The sequence below is a fragment of the Brevibacillus fortis genome (assembly GCF_046196545.1).
Classification (GTDB): Bacteria; Bacillota; Bacilli; order Brevibacillales; family Brevibacillaceae; genus Brevibacillus; species Brevibacillus fortis_A.
The window spans coordinates 4,967,425-4,982,500 of record NZ_CP176370.1 but is presented as its reverse complement, the minus strand read 5'-3'; the positions used below and the strand labels follow the sequence as shown (position 1 = coordinate 4,982,500).

Genomic DNA, 15,076 nt, shown 5'->3' with positions numbered 1-15,076 from the left:
CGTAGGAAGTTTGAGGAGAGCTGTCCTTAGTACGAGAGGACCGGGATGGACGCACCGCTGGTGCACCAGTTGTCACGCCAGTGGCACAGCTGGGTAGCTATGTGCGGACGGGATAAGCGCTGAAAGCATCTAAGCGTGAAGCCCCCTCCAAGATGAGACTTCCCACAGCGCAAGCTGGTAAGACCCCTCATAGACGATGAGGTTGATAGGTTCGGTGTGGAAGCGCGGTAACGCGTGGAGCTGACGAATACTAATCGGTCGAGGACTTATCCACACACTCTTAGCAATCATGCGTATTCAGTTTTGAAGGAATAACGAAGAGAGGAGTCAATCCACTGGATTGGCTCTTTTTCCTATAAGAGAAGGGGAGCACATGGAATCAAAAGCAGAGAAGAAATATGAAGCTGACATGTACGAACCGATTCGGAATTATTTTGTCGCACAAGGATATGACGTTTTTGGCGAGGTCAAGCATTGCGATTTAACGGCCATCAAAGGCGAGGAACTGATCATTGTTGAGTTTAAGCGCAACTTAAGTGTGGAATTGCTCATACAGGCAACCAAGCGACAACGCTATACCAATTTTGTTTATATGGCAATCCCGAAGCCCAAATACAAATTGTTTTCGAAAAAATGGCAAGATATATGCTACTTGGTTAGACGTCTTGAGCTCGGTCTCATTCTCGTGTCCTTTCCAAAAAGAGGGCCAGCAGTCATGGAAGTGAATATTTCACCAGGACCGTTTGATCGGGTAAAAAGCAAGCAATTCAATCAAAAAAAGCGAAGCCGCATCATTGAAGAGATGCGGGGAAGATACGGCGATTACAATGTTGGCGGCAGCTATCAAACCAAGCTCATGACGGCCTACAAGCAGAGCTGCATTCAAATTGCGACGTTGCTTCAGCAGTATGGGCCGTTATCGCCTAAATTACTCAAGAGCAAAGGGGCGGGGGAGAAAACCTCGTCGATTCTTATCCAAAATCATTATGGGTGGTTTACCCGTGTGCAACGAGGGCTGTATGCGATCACTCCGACAGGAGAGAGAGAAATCGCGGAATATCCTGAACTCATTGCTCACTATCGAGAACAGGGAGAGGAAATACACGATACGCTTACTCTGGACTCAGAAAAACAAAGGCAGCCTGCCGTGAAAGAATAACAGGCTGCCTTTGCCTATTAAAGGAATGAATTAGTTCGCGGTCCATTCTGCTGTCATTTGCCCCACCAGTACACGCCCAGCCACAATGTCTGGATCGAACTGGATCGTTGCGTTTTGGCGGACGATTTTCACCTGTTGAATGGCATCCGATAACGGCTGTTCATTCGTCAGCTTCCCCCGAGCTTTTGCGATAGAAAGTCCAGCGACAGTACCTTGAGCCATTGCCACTTTGGCACTTTCAATTCCCGTGATATTGCCGGCAACATAGAGTCCTGGGACTGGTGTTCCCATGCTTTCATTGTGTAAGGGGACATGCCCGCCCAGGGAGGGAACATAGGCAAAAGGGCACCCGGCAATCGCTGCCAATTCAGCGAGTGGACTTAATCCGCCTGCGATACAGACGTAATCAGCTGGAATGACTTGTTCGGTTCCAGCTATGGGTGAACCATCGGCTGCAACTAGGGCGATACGGACACCCTCGACTTGAGAGGTTCCGACGATCTCCAGAGCTGCTGTTCGCAGTTGAATCGGGATGTCCCACATAGAAAACCCGTTTGAGGGATAAAGGGACACTGCCAGCTTTTGCATCCATGAACTTCCCATCAGTTTGCTCCCCAGCCGAATCATCAGAGAAGGGGCAAGATGGGCGACGCGCAATAAGGATTGCATCACGGCTTGTGGTTGCCCCGCAGTGCCACTGACAGTCGTACTAGGTGGGAGAATCATTCGATCCACCGTAACTCCAGCCAACTGCAATTCCCGGGATATCGCCACTGATAAGATATTGATGCCAATGACTACCCCGCGTTGTCCTACTCGCACGCGCTGCACATTCGTCATGACTTGAGCAGCTCCGATGGACATCACGCCGGGTAACGTCCACCCTGGCACGGGTACGGCTGCTTCAGAAGCCCCCGTTGCGATCAGGAGCAATGGGATTATCATTTCCCCCTGTGTCGTAGAGACGACCCAGCCATTCTGGGATTGCGACAAATGGAAAACGGAGACGCCGCAACAGATCTCTACACCGAGATGTTTCGCTTCCTCCGTGAGCCGGGCTGCCTCATCCAGTCCATTCCACCACACACCGTTCGGCTCTTCGTGAAGCTGTCCGAGCAAACGTCCCCCAGGGCGATAAAACTCATCGACTACACGAACAGCCAATCCCTGTTTGGCACTTGCAATTGCTGCAGATAAACCTGCAGGTCCGGCCCCGATGATGAGAAGGTCGATCATGCACCATGCCCTCCTTTTTTCAAAGGAGTAGGAAGGATTGAACCCGCGTTCACTTGCATGCCTTCCTGCACAAGCGTCATACAAGCACGCACGGTAGGAACACCGTCTACATGGACGCGACATTCATAGCAGTGACCGATATTGCAGTAAATTCCTCGAGGTGTTCCTTTTTCCTCATGCACCCGAAGCGTGCGGACCCCTGCGGCCAATAGGGCTCCCGCAATCGTCTCGCCTTCGTAAGCCGTATAGACAGAGCCGTTATAATAAAAAGGAAGCTGCTTCCTGTTGCCGAGTGAACCGAGGACCGGATGGTGATCAATTCGTTGACTCATGCCCGTTGCCCCCCAAGCATTTGAAATGAGACAGGACGGATGGGCGGTTGGTATCCAAGAGGTACAGTATGAGAAGGCACTTGGCTAGTTACTTGCTGAATGATTTGATCGATCAATATACGGCAGGTTCTCCCACCGCAGCAGCCCATTCCGGCTCTGGTCCGTAGTTTCAGCTCGCGTGCGGTACATTGATAGGTTTGGGCGGTCTCTACTAATTCAGCGAGAGTTACTTCTTCACAACGGCAGATAATCAATGGATGCGATTCCATGATGAAGCCTCCTTTCATTCTTGCTTGATGAAAAATGCAAGTGTCGTGCCATGGGGAAGCGAGTGAGATCGTCCTGGTTGGCACAATACTTGCTTAATATTCGCAAAGAACGAGCCCAATCACGACAAACAAAAGAGGGATGACAGAGATGGAAAAAGTAAAAAGACTGCGTGAGCAATTCGATTCACTTGGGATTGACGGGATTTTGATCACCAATGGACAAAACCGCCGATACCTCACAGGCTTTACAGGTACATACGGAGTTGTTCTTATTTCAAGGGACCAGGCCAAGCTCTTCACAGATTTCCGTTACACAGCCCAAGCGCAAGCACAAGCAACAGGCTTTGAGATCGTATATTTGCCGACAAAAGAATCGGTATACAGTGAAGTAGCGCGCCAGGCGGAAGCGATGGGGATCAACCATCTCGGCTTTGAGGAGGAGAATGTCTCGTTTGCCTTGCATCGCAAATACAGCGAGACCGTCCAAACAGCATTCATTCCGACGTCAGGTGTCATTGAGAGATTGCGGATGATTAAGACAAAGGAAGAACTGGCGATCATCCGAACGGCTGCGCAAATCGCCGATGCGGCATTCTCCCATATTACTTCTTTTCTGCGTCCTGGTATCACAGAGCTTGCGGTGTCTAATGAATTGGAAATGTTCATGCGAAAGGAAGGGGCGTCGGGCTCTGCTTTTGACATCATTGTTGCTTCTGGTTATCGTTCCGCGCTTCCGCATGGCGTAGCGAGTGAAAAGGTTATTGAAGCAGGAGATATGGTTACGATGGACTTTGGTGCATTGTATCAAGGGTATCGCTCTGATATTACCCGTACGGTTGCTGTTGGCACTCCTGATAAACAGCTCAAAGCCATCTACGAGATCGTATTGGAAGCACGCAATCGGGCTGTTGCAGGCATTCGTCCTGGCATTACCGGGAAAGAGGCAGACGCCTTCGCACGGGACTACATCACGGAGCACGGCTATGGCGAGCGATTTGGACATGGGATGGGGCATGGAGTTGGCCTCGATATTCATGAGGAGCCATTTGTGTCCACACGTTGCACCGCTGTTCTCCAAGAAGGCATGATTTTGACCGTGGAGCCGGGGATTTATATCCCAGAGCTAGGTGGGGTTCGTATCGAAGACGATCTGGTTGTCACAGAGAGTGGCAACGAGGTGCTGACACATTCACCGCGCGAATTGATCATTTTGTGAATAAGAGAGACAAAAGTCTTGGCCGAGTAAGTGGGCTGAGGCTTTTTTGTCTAACAGCGGTGTCTAAGATTTGAAACACAACAAGGTATACAGTGTACAAAAATATTTACAACAATCAACGCTAGAACGAAGCCACTGCCGCCTTCATTTTTGGCATATCTCTTGCATTCTGATAATTCTGAAAACCAACACATAACGACTGAACAATGGGGGTTGATCAAATGAAAAAAAGTATGTTCGTGGTAATGAGTAGCGTAGCAGTCATGGGATTAGCGTTGGCAGGATGTGGAGGAGGACAGCCTGCAGCGAAGCCAGCCGAGCAAGCATCACAGAGTGGACAGTCGAGCACACAGCCAGCACCTACCACCACGGCGAAAGAACCAGCAAAAGCACAAGTTCTCCGCTGGAATCTTCACTCCGAACCACCTACGGGTGATCCAGGACTTGCGGAAGATACGACCTCTGCTGCCATCGTCAAAGCAGTTTTTGATGGACTGACACGCATCGGGCCTTCGGGCAAGCCAGAGGAAGCAGTAGCCGAGAAGATTGAAGTATCGAGTGATATGAAAACATACACCTTCAAGCTGAGAGACTCCAAGTGGAGCAACGGAGAGCCGGTAACAGCCCACGATTTCGAATACGCGTGGAAGCGGGCTCTCGATCCGAAGACAGCGTCCAATTACGCCTACCAGCTCTATTACATCAAGAATGCGGAGAAGGCCAACAAAGGGACTAGCAGCTTGGATGATGTCGGCGTAAAAGCATTGGATGACAAGACCCTCCATGTAGAGTTAACGAATCCAACCCCGTTTTTTCTGGAGCTAACCGCCTTCCAAACTTATTTCCCGGTAAATAAAAAGGTAGTCGAGGCAGATGAAAAATGGTCTGGAGAGGCCAAAACACATGTAGGAAATGGTCCATTCAAAATGGAGTCTTGGGAACACAAAAGCAAAATGGTACTCGTGAAAAACGACAACTACTGGGACAAAGATAGTGTCAAGCTGGACAAGATCGAGTTCTCGATGGTGGAGGATGAAAACACAGAGCTGTCCATGTTCGAAAATGGCGAGATTGACTGGGCAGGCAGTCCGTTAAGCTCGCTGCCAACAGATGCGATGCCAGCGCTTAAAGACAGCGGAAAGCTGCAAGTGAAGCCTGTCGGTGCTACCTACTGGTACAAGTTCAATACAGAGAATCCTCCGTTCAATAACGTGAAGATTCGTAAAGCTTTTGCCTACGCGATTAACCGTCAAATCTTGATCGATAACGTACTCCAAGCGAATCAGCAGCCAGCGATGGCAGCAGTTCCTCCGACAATGGGACTCAATACGGGCGGTTATTTCAAAGACAATGATCAAGAAACGGCCAAAAAGCTGTTAGAAGAAGGAATGAAAGAGCTGGGTGTCTCTAAACTGCCGCCGATCAAGCTCAGCTACAACACCTCCGAAGGGCATAAAAAGATTGCAGAAGCGATTCAGGACCAATGGCGCCAAAACCTTGGAGCAGAAGTGAAGCTGGAAAATCAAGAATGGAAGGTGTACCTCGAGACTATGCACGAGGGCAACTACCAGGTCGGGCGTCTTGGCTGGTCGGGTGACTTCAACGATCCGATCAACTTCCTGGAGCTGTTCAAGGAAAAGGACGGAGGAAACAATGATACGCGTTGGGAGAATCCGAAATTCAAAGAGCTGCTGAATCAGTCAGCCACAGAGAGTGATCCGGAAAAGCGTAAGACGATTCTGCGTGAAGCCGAGCAAATCATGATGGATGAAATGCCGATTATGCCGATCTACTTCTATACGCATACATGGGTGAAGAATGACAAGGTAAAAGGAATCTTCCAGGATGGTCTAGGCGCAATCGACTGGAAATGGGCATCAATCGAATAATATTCGAATGGGGGATGGGCTCTGAAAAAATGGGGAAGCGTGATAGTCACGGCGATGTGCCAATCAAGGATCTTATACTGGAGGTGCAGACGCTAGAGAGATACTCGTCGTTGTATTTTTACCAGTAACTGGTAAAAATACAACGGATGGAAAAGACATGCAAAACGCAATCGAAATGGCTGTCAAAAAATAAACGACAGCGGTGGAGTTGTTAGAAAAAAATTGAAGATTGAAGTGGCTGATGATGGCTGTGATCCACAAATGGCGACGCAGGACACATCGTCATGGAAAATAAGGCAGACGTTCTCAGGGCCGGCGATTCGATCGTCAAGGCGTATTTGGGTGCGTAGGCCGCGTGCACTTCTTACGTGCCCAACGACAAAGGAGGAATCAACTATGGAATTGATCCGTATTTTGTCTGAGGTGTTGCCGCCTAAAGAGGGGCGATGTTTTCCTGATTTTTGTTTGAGGTGGCGTGCGGTTTTTAGTTGTAAAAAGAGGCTGTAGTGGAGGGAAGAAGCATATTTCCAGTCTACGCTGGGGCGGGCTCCAGAGGCGCTTGGACTGGAAATCCGCTTCTTCTACGCGGCTTTTGTAAAACATTATTCTAGTCGATTCAAGAAGGAAGGAAAATTGGCTGTTCGCAAGCATTGACTTTAAAAACGAACCACAAGTTCTTCACAGTCGTATTTCGATAACGCAAGAAGATCAGTTAGTACAAAGAATCTCCCTTGAGCTGACCCAAAAAAGAGCTGAAAAGCAGGATGAACATCTACCGCTCGAAAACATGTGGCAGGGCTTCCCCATGCACAACCGTTGAAGGACAACGTTTTTTCTTTTTTACTTACCCAATTTGTTATAGAGCGTGGCCCGCGATATGCCAAGTCTTTTCGCAGCGGCTTGCTTGTTGCCGTTTTCCAGCTCGATGGCTCGCAAAATGACACGGCGCTCATGGGCTTCGATTTCTTCTTGCAGAGAAAAGAGATCGGGAGAGAGCTCAATCGGTACCTGTTTCGTCTGACCTTGCAACGAATACGGCAAATCTTCTTCTTTGATAATACCGTCTGTCGCAAATACCACCAATCGTTCAATGGCATTTCGCAGCTCGCGAATGTTGCCTGGCCAGTCGTATTGGAGCAGGTTTTGCATCACATTTTGCGAGATGGCATGAATGGGACGGTTGTAACGTAAAGAGAATTCATAGAGAAAAAAGTGGGCGAGTTCAATCGTATCTTCAATGCGTTCTCGAAGTGGAGGAATTTTCAGCGTCACGACATTGAGCCGATAGAACAGATCTTGGCGAAACTTTCCTTCCTTTATTAAATCCTCCAAATTTTTATTCGTGGCGGCAACCACGCGGAAGTCCGCTTCAATCTGCTTGGTCCCTCCGACTGAATAATACTTTTTCTCTTGAAGCACGCGAAGCAGCTTCACTTGCATATCGAGCGGCATTTCTCCTACCTCGTCGAGAAACAGCGTTCCTCCACGTGCCAGCTCAATCATTCCTTTTTTCCCTTTTTGATCCGCACCAGAAAAGGCACCTTTTTCGTACCCGAACAGCTCGCTTTCAAACAAAGTAGGCGAAATCGCACCGCAGTTGATGGCGATAAAGGGCGCATTGGAGCCTTCCCGCACATCATGCACGGCTTTGGCGAAAAGCTCCTTGCCGACGCCGCTTTCTCCTGTGATCAAGACGGTTGCTTGTGTAGCACTGAGCTTTTGGATCATGGACTTGATATGGCGAATGGGGAGACTCGTTCCCTTGATCTGTGCAAATGGATCAGGGGTCGGACTGAGCTTTGCCATTTCCTGCTGCAAGTGGTTCACTTTTTTATTGGCGTTCAACAGCTCCTGGTTCAGTCGAACCTGGCTTGTGATATCGGTTTCCGCCGCGACAGCACCGATGATTTTGTCATGCAAATAGATCGGGTTGGTATTGATGAGCACGACGAGATCCTCCCGCGGCTGATGCTGATGACGGTAGAGAGACTGTCCGCTTTGCAGAGATTTGAGTGTTTCGAGCATTTCAAGCGGGAAAAATTCGGTGATCGGGCGACCAATCGTTTCTTTTGCTTTCAAGGAAAAGATTCGTTCAGCGCCTTCTGTCCAAACCATCACACGTGCTTTTTCGTCGATGACGGATATGGAAGCATCCATGGTCTTAATCATCGTCTCGAAATACGCTTCCAAGATCTCGTACGAGGAAAAAATGGCTTGTATGACTGCACCTCGATGAAGGTAGCCGACAGGGACTCCGGGCTGTTTTTCGATCAGGAGATAGTTGTGAGTAGCTAGCAGGTGGATGGCGTCGGCCAATGTTGAATCTAGTGTCGTCACAGCAGCTGGTTCCCAAGGGGCTTGTGTGCAATCGATCGTCAAATTGGCGGTTAAATGGGAGGAATTGGCCACATACCAGCTGGTTTGACGCTGGGTAAATACAGGTATGGTTTCGTCCAACGGAGGAGGGAGAAGCTCTTGGTCGTTGAAAATCCGCATGTTTGTCTGCATCAACTCGGTTAAGGCAGGAAGTTTGTGATTCAACTCGATCATCCCTTTTAAAAGAGGTAGTTCAAGTGTATAAAATTTTGAACATTTTCTCATTTATTATACATTCGCTCTTTCGGTTGTCAAAGAATTTAGACGAAATATTTTGGGAATCTCGTTTGGAACGATTGGCATGGCTTTTGCAAAAAAGAGTAAGCGAGTAGCAGAATACGCATTTGAGGAGAATCAGCATGACAGTACAAACCCATGCGCAGATTGCGGTAATCGGCGGTGGCATCATCGGTGCGGCGATTGCGTATTACGCAGCGAAGGCTGGATTGGATGTCGTTGTCCTGGAAAAAGGCGAGCTGGCATCCGGGACGTCCTCGCGCTGTGACGGGAATATTTTGGCGATCGACAAGGACCCCGGCTTTGACAGTCAGATGTCCCTGAAAAGCCAGATGCTCGTTGACCAGCTTAGCCGGGAGCTGGACCATACGTTTGAATATCGGGCACCGGGGAGCATTCTCGTCTGCGAATCAGAGGCTGAGATGGAAGCCGCTCATGAATGGGTGCGACGGCAAAAGGAAGCTGGACTGCCGTTTCGAATGTTGGACCGAGCGGATATTCGGCAGGAGTCACCTTACTTTGCCGACGACTTGCTGGGAGGCTTGGAGTGCGCCACCGATTCTACCGTCAATCCGTACATGCTGACCTTTGCCCTGTTTGAAGGCGCGAAAAAGCACGGAGCGAGGATCATGCGCCGTACAGAGGTCAAGTCGCTCAGACGTGATCAGGCGACGGGAACGTTTCACATCGGGCTTGGTACAGGCAGCATGACAGCCAAGCAGGTCGTCAACGCCGCGGGGGTGTGGGCGCCAGTCATTGGCAAAATGGTCGGGGTGGACATTCCGATCGTTCCGCGCAAAGGGCATTTGATCGTCGCCTCGAGACAGTTGCCTGTCGGTGTGCGAAAGGTGATGGAGTTCGGCTATCTCATCTCGAAGTTTGGCGGAGTGCGACAAGTAGACGAGGAGACAGAGAAGTATGGAGTCGCGCTCGTATTTGAACCGACAGAAAGCCAGAACTTCTTGATCGGCTCCAGTCGTCAGTTTGTAGGCTTGGATACGCGGATTGATCTGAATGTCGTCAGGTGCATGGCGAGAAGGGCGCTTCGCTTTTATCCGAAGATCACCGATTTCGCTATCATCCGTACGTATTGCGGTTTGCGCCCGTGGACAGAGGATCACTTGCCGATTATTTCTCGCGTAGAAGAAGTTCCCGGTTACTTTATCGCGGCTGGTCATGAAGGAGATGGAATCAGTCTGGCTGCCGTCACTGGCAAGCTGGTGTCCGAGATGCTGGTCGATCAGACAGATACCATCATTCCGACAGAGCCGCTGCGCTTGGACCGGTTTACGAAAAAAGGAGTGTTGCATCCATGAAAGCAACGAGGGTGTTCACCACCATTGACACGCATACCGGGGGAAACCCTACCCGCACGGTAATCAGTGGTCTGCCAAAGCTTACCGGAACCACGATGGGAGAAAAAATGCTCCAGATGAAGGCCGAGTACGACTGGATTCGCACGTTTTTGATGTATGAGCCGCGCGGGCATGATGTGATGTCCGGGGCCTTGATCGTTGATCCATGCCATCCGGAGGCGGATGTAGGAGTGATCTATATCGAGACAGGCGGATACTTGCCGATGTGCGGCCACGATACGATCGGTCTATGTACCGCGCTGGTGGAGACAGGCATGATCCCCGTGACTGAGCCGGTGACAAAGCTTACGCTCGATACGCCAGCAGGATTGGTCGAGGTAGACATACAGGTAGAGGGAGGAAAAGCCAAGGAAGTATCGTTTGTGAACATTCCAGCCTTCCTTTATCAGCAAGATGTGACGGTAGAAGTAGAAGGGATTGGAGCGGTGACCTGCGATATTGCGTACGGTGGAAACTTTTATGCCATCACAGATGCACGCAAGCTCCATCTCGAACTGACGCCAGCCCATGCATCCACCATTGTCGATACGGCCGTCACGATTCGAAAAGCAATTAATCAGGCCATGGAGATCGTTCATCCAGAGAAGCCGTTTATTCGCGGACTGACCCATGTGGAGTTCTATACGGCCCCTGACAATCCGGGAGCGGATGTGAAAAATACCGTCGTCGTACCGCCGGGCGGAATAGACCGATCGCCATGTGGAACGGGCACTTCTGCCAAGCTGGCGACTTTGTTTGCCAAAGGGGAGATCGGGATAGACGAACCGTTTGTGCATGAGAGCATCGTCGGTTCTCTGTTTACAGGAAGAGTGCTGCAGGTGACGGAGGAAGGGGGGCTGCCTGCTGTCATCACCCGAATTGCAGGCTCGGCCTGGCTGATGGGTAAGCATACGATTTTTTACAATCCGGAAGACGAGCTGGCGAATGGCTTTTTGCTCATCCCAGCCGCAACGGATCATTAAAACAAATTCCAACCGTGAGAGGAGAATGAAAAATGGCAAGATTTGAAGGAGTATACGTGGCGATTGTCACGCCGTTTACAAACGATTACGAGGTAGATTACAAGCGTTTGGCGGAATTGTGTGACTGGCTGATTCAGGAGGGCGTAGACGGGCTGGTTCCGTCCGGTTCGCTGGGAGAATACGCGACAATGACAGGAGAAGAGCGGGCAAAAGTCATTCAGACCGTGATCGCTGCCGCAAAAGGTCGAGTTCCGGTGGTCGTAGGCTCTGCTGCTCCGTCCACCCGTCAAGCAGTGGAATGGGTGCAATTCTCCAAGGATGCGGGAGCAGCAGGCGTGATGGCCTTGCCTCCGATTAACTACAAGCCATTGGAAAATGAAGTGTTTGCCCACTACGAGGCACTGAACACTGTCGGGTTGCCGATTATTGCCTATAACAATCCTCACGATTACAAAATCGACCTGACGCCGGACATTTTGGCGAGATTGGCAAAGTTTGAAAATATCGTCGCTGTGAAAGAATTCTCCGGTGACGTGCGCCGCATGCAGGACATTCTCGCCCAGACGGACTTGGAAGTCATGGTCGGTGTAGACGATCTCGTCATGGAGGGCGGCTTGATCGGGGCGACAGGCTGGATCTCAGGTGTACCGAATGCACTGCCAAAAGAAGGCGTGGAGCTGTTCCGTCTGGCACGGGCAGGCAAGCTAGCCGAGGCACAGGCGCTTTATCGTCGATTGTTGCCGTTGTTCCACTACGACGCGAGTCCACAATTGGTGCAGTCGATCAAATACATGATGGAGCTGGCCGACTTCCCAGTAGGACCAACTCGTCCGCCGCGTCTGCCGCTGTCTGAAGAATACTACGCAGGCATTAAAAAGGCGTTTGACTACGCTGTCGGCGCTGCAAGTGGAAGATAAGGGGGACGGGCAGGATGCACAGTAAAAACTGGATTGGCGGCGAATGGATGACGCCGTCAGGGAAGGAACTAACGGTCAAGAACCCATCGTGTATCACAGAAGAAGTCGGCGTTCTGCATCTGTCTGATCGGTCACATGTTTTTGCTGCTGAACAGGCAGCTCGTGCGGCACAGATCGGCTGGGCAAAACAAACGGGTGCGGCTCGTGGCGAAATCCTTTTTCAAATGGCTTCCGCATTAGAGGCAAATGCCGACAGTTTGGCACAGCTGGCAAGCCGGGAAATGGGCAAGCAGCTTGGAGAGATGCGCGGTGAAGTGGCGCGCGGGGTCAGTCTGTTGCGCTATTATGCCGGAGAAGGGATGCGTTCCAACGGCAACCTGATTCCTTCTTCCGATACGAACGTTCTGCAATACAGCCGTCGTGTCCCGCTCGGAGTCGTGGCTGTCATCACACCATGGAACTTCCCCGTTGCGATCCCCATTTGGAAGATCGCCCCTGCACTCATTTGCGGGAACACGGTCATCTGGAAGCCGGCGGAAAATGGTTCGCTCACAGCGACACGACTAGCTGAAATATTTGCGGAAACAAAGCTGCCTGCGGGTGTGCTGAATCTGGTGATTGGCAAGGGCCGAGAGATCGGCCATACACTCACGAATGAAGCCGAAGTCGATGCAGTCAGCTTTACTGGCTCATCGGAAACAGGCAGACAGATTGCCATCGCGTGCGCGGGTCGCAATATTAAATATCAAACCGAGATGGGCGGGAAAAATGCGGCAGTGGTTTTGGCTGATGCTGATCTGGATAAAACGGTTCCGATTTTGCTCAGCGGCGCGTTTCGGTCGGCTGGTCAAAAATGTACGGCTACCAGCAGGATCATTGTAGAAAAAGCGATCTATCAGCCACTGGTCGAGCGATTGCAATCGGCTATGGAGACGTGCCGAGTAGGAGATGCCAGCGATCTGGAAGCGTATTTGGGGCCAGTTGCCTCGACTGCACAGTATGAGACGGTTGGGCAATACATCGGCTTGGCTAATGATGAGGCAACAGTCATTGCCCAAAGCCCTGCTTATGCAAAAGAGGAGCAAGGCTATTACATCCGTCCCCAAATTGTCGAGGGTGTCGCTGCCAATCATCGCCTCGTCCAGGAGGAAGTGTTTGGACCATTGGCTGTGCTTTTGACAGCAGACGGTTTTGACGAGGCGGTGGAGCTGTGCAACCAGTCTGTATATGGACTGAGCGCTTCGTTGTTCACCCGAGATTTGGCGAGCGCCCATCGCTTCTTGGATGTGGCGCAGGCAGGGATGGTTCGGGTCAATCAGGAGACGGCAGGTGTGGAATACCAGGCTCCATTTGGCGGCATGAAGCTGTCCAGCTCACATACACGGGAGCAGGGTCAGGCGGCACTTGATTTCTACAGTACGACGAAAACATGCGCGATCAAATACGCGTGGTGATCCATCGAGCAAATCGCCAATCGCATAAAAAGGTGAGGATGTCATGCACATCAATCAGTTGTTTACGACGATCGAGGCCCATACTGGAGGGGAGCCGCTGCGCATTATAACAGGCGGCATCCCACCGATCGCAGGCGAGACGATTCTGGAGAAGCGACGATACTTTCGGGAGGAGCTGGACCATATCCGGCGAGTACTCATGTATGAACCGCGCGGGCATCATGGTATGTACGGTTGTGTCATGACAGAGCCCGTCAGCCCAGATGCGGCATTTGGAGTGCTGTTCATGCATAACGAGGGCTACAGTACAATGTGCGGGCATGGAATTATTGCGGTAGTAACGGCTGCCATTGAGACTGGACTACTCCGGCTGGAAGATCCAACAGAGCGTATCGTGATTGATAGTCCGGCAGGAAGAATCATTGCACACGCCACTGTGGAAGAATCGCTGGTCCATTCCGTCTCGTTTGAAAATGTCCCCTCCTTTGTTTTGGCACAAGATGTCCCTATTGAGTGGGGAGGACGTGCTTTTTCAGTGGACATTTCTTTTGGCGGAGCATTCTATGCAGTAGTACAGGCGGAAGATCTCGGGGTTCAGGTAGAAATTGAGCAATTGGCCGAGCTGCAAGAGTGGGGCCAGCGAATCAAGGAACAAATCGAGGCGAAAATGGAGGTTGTTCATCCGCTGGAGCCTGAACTCAAAGGAATTTACGGGGTGATTATCTCGGATAAGTCGAGAGTGGAAGGATCAGACCTGCGCAACGTGACGATTTTTGCCGACAAGCAAGTCGATCGCTCCCCATGCGGTACAGGTACTGCGGCTCGCGTCGCCACCTTGCATGCGCGAGGCAAGCTGTCTCTTGGAGAATCGTTTGTCCATGAAGGAATTGTCGGGAGCCAGTTTATCGGCAAGGTGGTAGCAACCACACAGGTGGGGAGTTATCCGGCTGTCATTCCGAGCATAGAAGGCAAGGCGTTCATCACAGGTCTGCATCAATTTGTCGTTGACCCTACGGACCCACTGAAAGACGGATTCTTACTGCGATAGGATCGTTTGTTAGAAAAAAGAGGTTGCCGATCACAGGCAGCCTCTTTTTCATCCCCCAAAAAGCCTGGTCACAATACTGCCACGCATTGGGACATCAACATTTTTTCCCTTCTTCTGGTATAATGGACAAGATTGAATTCAGGAGTAAAGGGGTTGAATTTTTTGCCGTACAAAGCGTTAATTGAAGCGCATGTGGGTAGCTGGGAAGTTGCATTCGTGCTTTTGATCGTTGCCTATATCCTGTATCGCGTGGGTAAAGCAAAAGCAGGCAAGATCGTACATATGCTGCTCAGACTCATGATGGTCATCATTCTTGTATCGGGAGCTTGGATGCTTTTCGTGGGTCACGCAACAGATTTCTATTACTACGTGAAGGGCATCATCGCGGTTATCGCCTTTGGTTTGATGGAAATGTCCCTGGGCAAAGCAAAGCGACAAGAAGGCAGCATCGGCTTCTTTATCGGCTGTATTGTCGTTTTGGTGCTGGTTATTCTGCTTGGCTATCGCGTATTTATGTAAGATAGGCAATACGGGAAGGGAAAGGGTTTCCTCGCAAGAAGTATTTGCGGGTGAAAGCCCTTTTTTTGTTTGGACGGGCACGAATA

Annotated in this window: 13 protein-coding genes and 1 rRNA gene (1 of these 14 cut by a window edge); 10 read left to right on the top strand and 4 right to left on the bottom strand. The window is 50.6% G+C overall.

The features are described 5' to 3' along the window. Together ACKKE8_RS24430 and ACKKE8_RS24425 are read left to right on the top strand one after the other, a co-directional pair. Positions 1-274, top strand: a 23S ribosomal RNA gene (locus tag ACKKE8_RS24430) (it extends 2,655 nt beyond the left edge of the window). Positions 275-373: 99 nt separating this feature from the next. Further along, positions 374-1,159, top strand: coding sequence for a DUF2161 domain-containing phosphodiesterase (locus ACKKE8_RS24425; protein ID WP_409175297.1), 786 nt, complete (start codon positions 374-376; stop codon positions 1,157-1,159). 30 nt (positions 1,160-1,189) lie between these two features. On the opposite strand, the gene ACKKE8_RS24420 is transcribed toward ACKKE8_RS24425, so the two are convergent. From ACKKE8_RS24420 to ACKKE8_RS24410, 3 genes are read right to left on the bottom strand one after another with little or no spacing between them, the layout of a single operon-like run. After that, positions 1,190-2,395, bottom strand: coding sequence for an NAD(P)/FAD-dependent oxidoreductase (locus ACKKE8_RS24420; protein ID WP_409175296.1), 1,206 nt, complete (start codon positions 2,393-2,395; stop codon positions 1,190-1,192). Continuing rightward, positions 2,392-2,727 (bottom strand): (2Fe-2S)-binding protein, encoded by a 336-nt coding sequence (locus ACKKE8_RS24415; protein ID WP_409175295.1) that lies wholly within the window; start codon positions 2,725-2,727, stop codon positions 2,392-2,394. The genes ACKKE8_RS24420 and ACKKE8_RS24415 overlap by 4 nt, the downstream gene beginning before the upstream one ends. Next, the gene (locus tag ACKKE8_RS24410; RefSeq protein ID WP_409175294.1) at positions 2,724-2,996 is read right to left on the bottom strand and encodes a (2Fe-2S)-binding protein; all 273 of its coding nucleotides are present in this window, start codon (positions 2,994-2,996) and stop codon (positions 2,724-2,726) included. Before ACKKE8_RS24410 ends, ACKKE8_RS24415 begins: the two co-directional genes overlap by 4 nt. Before the next feature lie 148 nt (positions 2,997-3,144). On the opposite strand from ACKKE8_RS24410, the gene ACKKE8_RS24405 reads away from it, so the two are divergent. Next, positions 3,145-4,212 (top strand): M24 family metallopeptidase, encoded by a 1,068-nt coding sequence (locus tag ACKKE8_RS24405; RefSeq protein WP_409175293.1) that lies wholly within the window; start codon positions 3,145-3,147, stop codon positions 4,210-4,212. 221 nt (positions 4,213-4,433) lie between these two features. Continuing rightward, positions 4,434-6,101 (top strand): peptide ABC transporter substrate-binding protein, encoded by a 1,668-nt coding sequence (locus tag ACKKE8_RS24400; protein WP_409175292.1) that lies wholly within the window; start codon positions 4,434-4,436, stop codon positions 6,099-6,101. A gap of 840 nt (positions 6,102-6,941) precedes the next feature. Here the strand turns inward: ACKKE8_RS24400 and ACKKE8_RS24395 are convergent. Then, positions 6,942-8,702, bottom strand: a complete 1,761-nt coding sequence (locus ACKKE8_RS24395; RefSeq protein WP_409175291.1) for a sigma-54 interaction domain-containing protein — start codon at positions 8,700-8,702, stop codon at positions 6,942-6,944. Between the two features lie 134 nt (positions 8,703-8,836). Between ACKKE8_RS24395 and ACKKE8_RS24390 the strand changes: the two genes are divergently transcribed. From ACKKE8_RS24390 to ACKKE8_RS24365, 6 genes are all read left to right on the top strand, one after another. Continuing rightward, a complete protein-coding gene (locus ACKKE8_RS24390; protein ID WP_409175290.1) occupies positions 8,837-10,030 on the top strand; it encodes an NAD(P)/FAD-dependent oxidoreductase in 1,194 nt (397 codons plus the stop codon). Continuing rightward, complete coding sequence (locus ACKKE8_RS24385) at positions 10,027-11,052, top strand: 4-hydroxyproline epimerase (protein WP_409175289.1); 1,026 nt, start codon at positions 10,027-10,029, stop codon at positions 11,050-11,052. Before ACKKE8_RS24390 ends, ACKKE8_RS24385 begins: the two co-directional genes overlap by 4 nt. 32 nt (positions 11,053-11,084) lie before the next feature. Beyond that, positions 11,085-11,969, top strand: coding sequence for a dihydrodipicolinate synthase family protein (locus ACKKE8_RS24380; RefSeq protein ID WP_409175288.1), 885 nt, complete (start codon positions 11,085-11,087; stop codon positions 11,967-11,969). Between the two features lie 14 nt (positions 11,970-11,983). Continuing rightward, positions 11,984-13,423 (top strand): aldehyde dehydrogenase family protein, encoded by a 1,440-nt coding sequence (locus tag ACKKE8_RS24375; protein ID WP_409175287.1) that lies wholly within the window; start codon positions 11,984-11,986, stop codon positions 13,421-13,423. Positions 13,424-13,466: 43 nt separating this feature from the next. Beyond that, entirely contained in the window at positions 13,467-14,471 is a 1,005-nt protein-coding gene (locus tag ACKKE8_RS24370) for a proline racemase family protein (RefSeq protein WP_409175286.1), read from the top strand. Between the two features lie 153 nt (positions 14,472-14,624). Continuing rightward, positions 14,625-14,990, top strand: coding sequence for a YisL family protein (locus ACKKE8_RS24365; RefSeq protein ID WP_007715853.1), 366 nt, complete (start codon positions 14,625-14,627; stop codon positions 14,988-14,990). Positions 14,991-15,076: the final 86 nt, after the last annotated feature.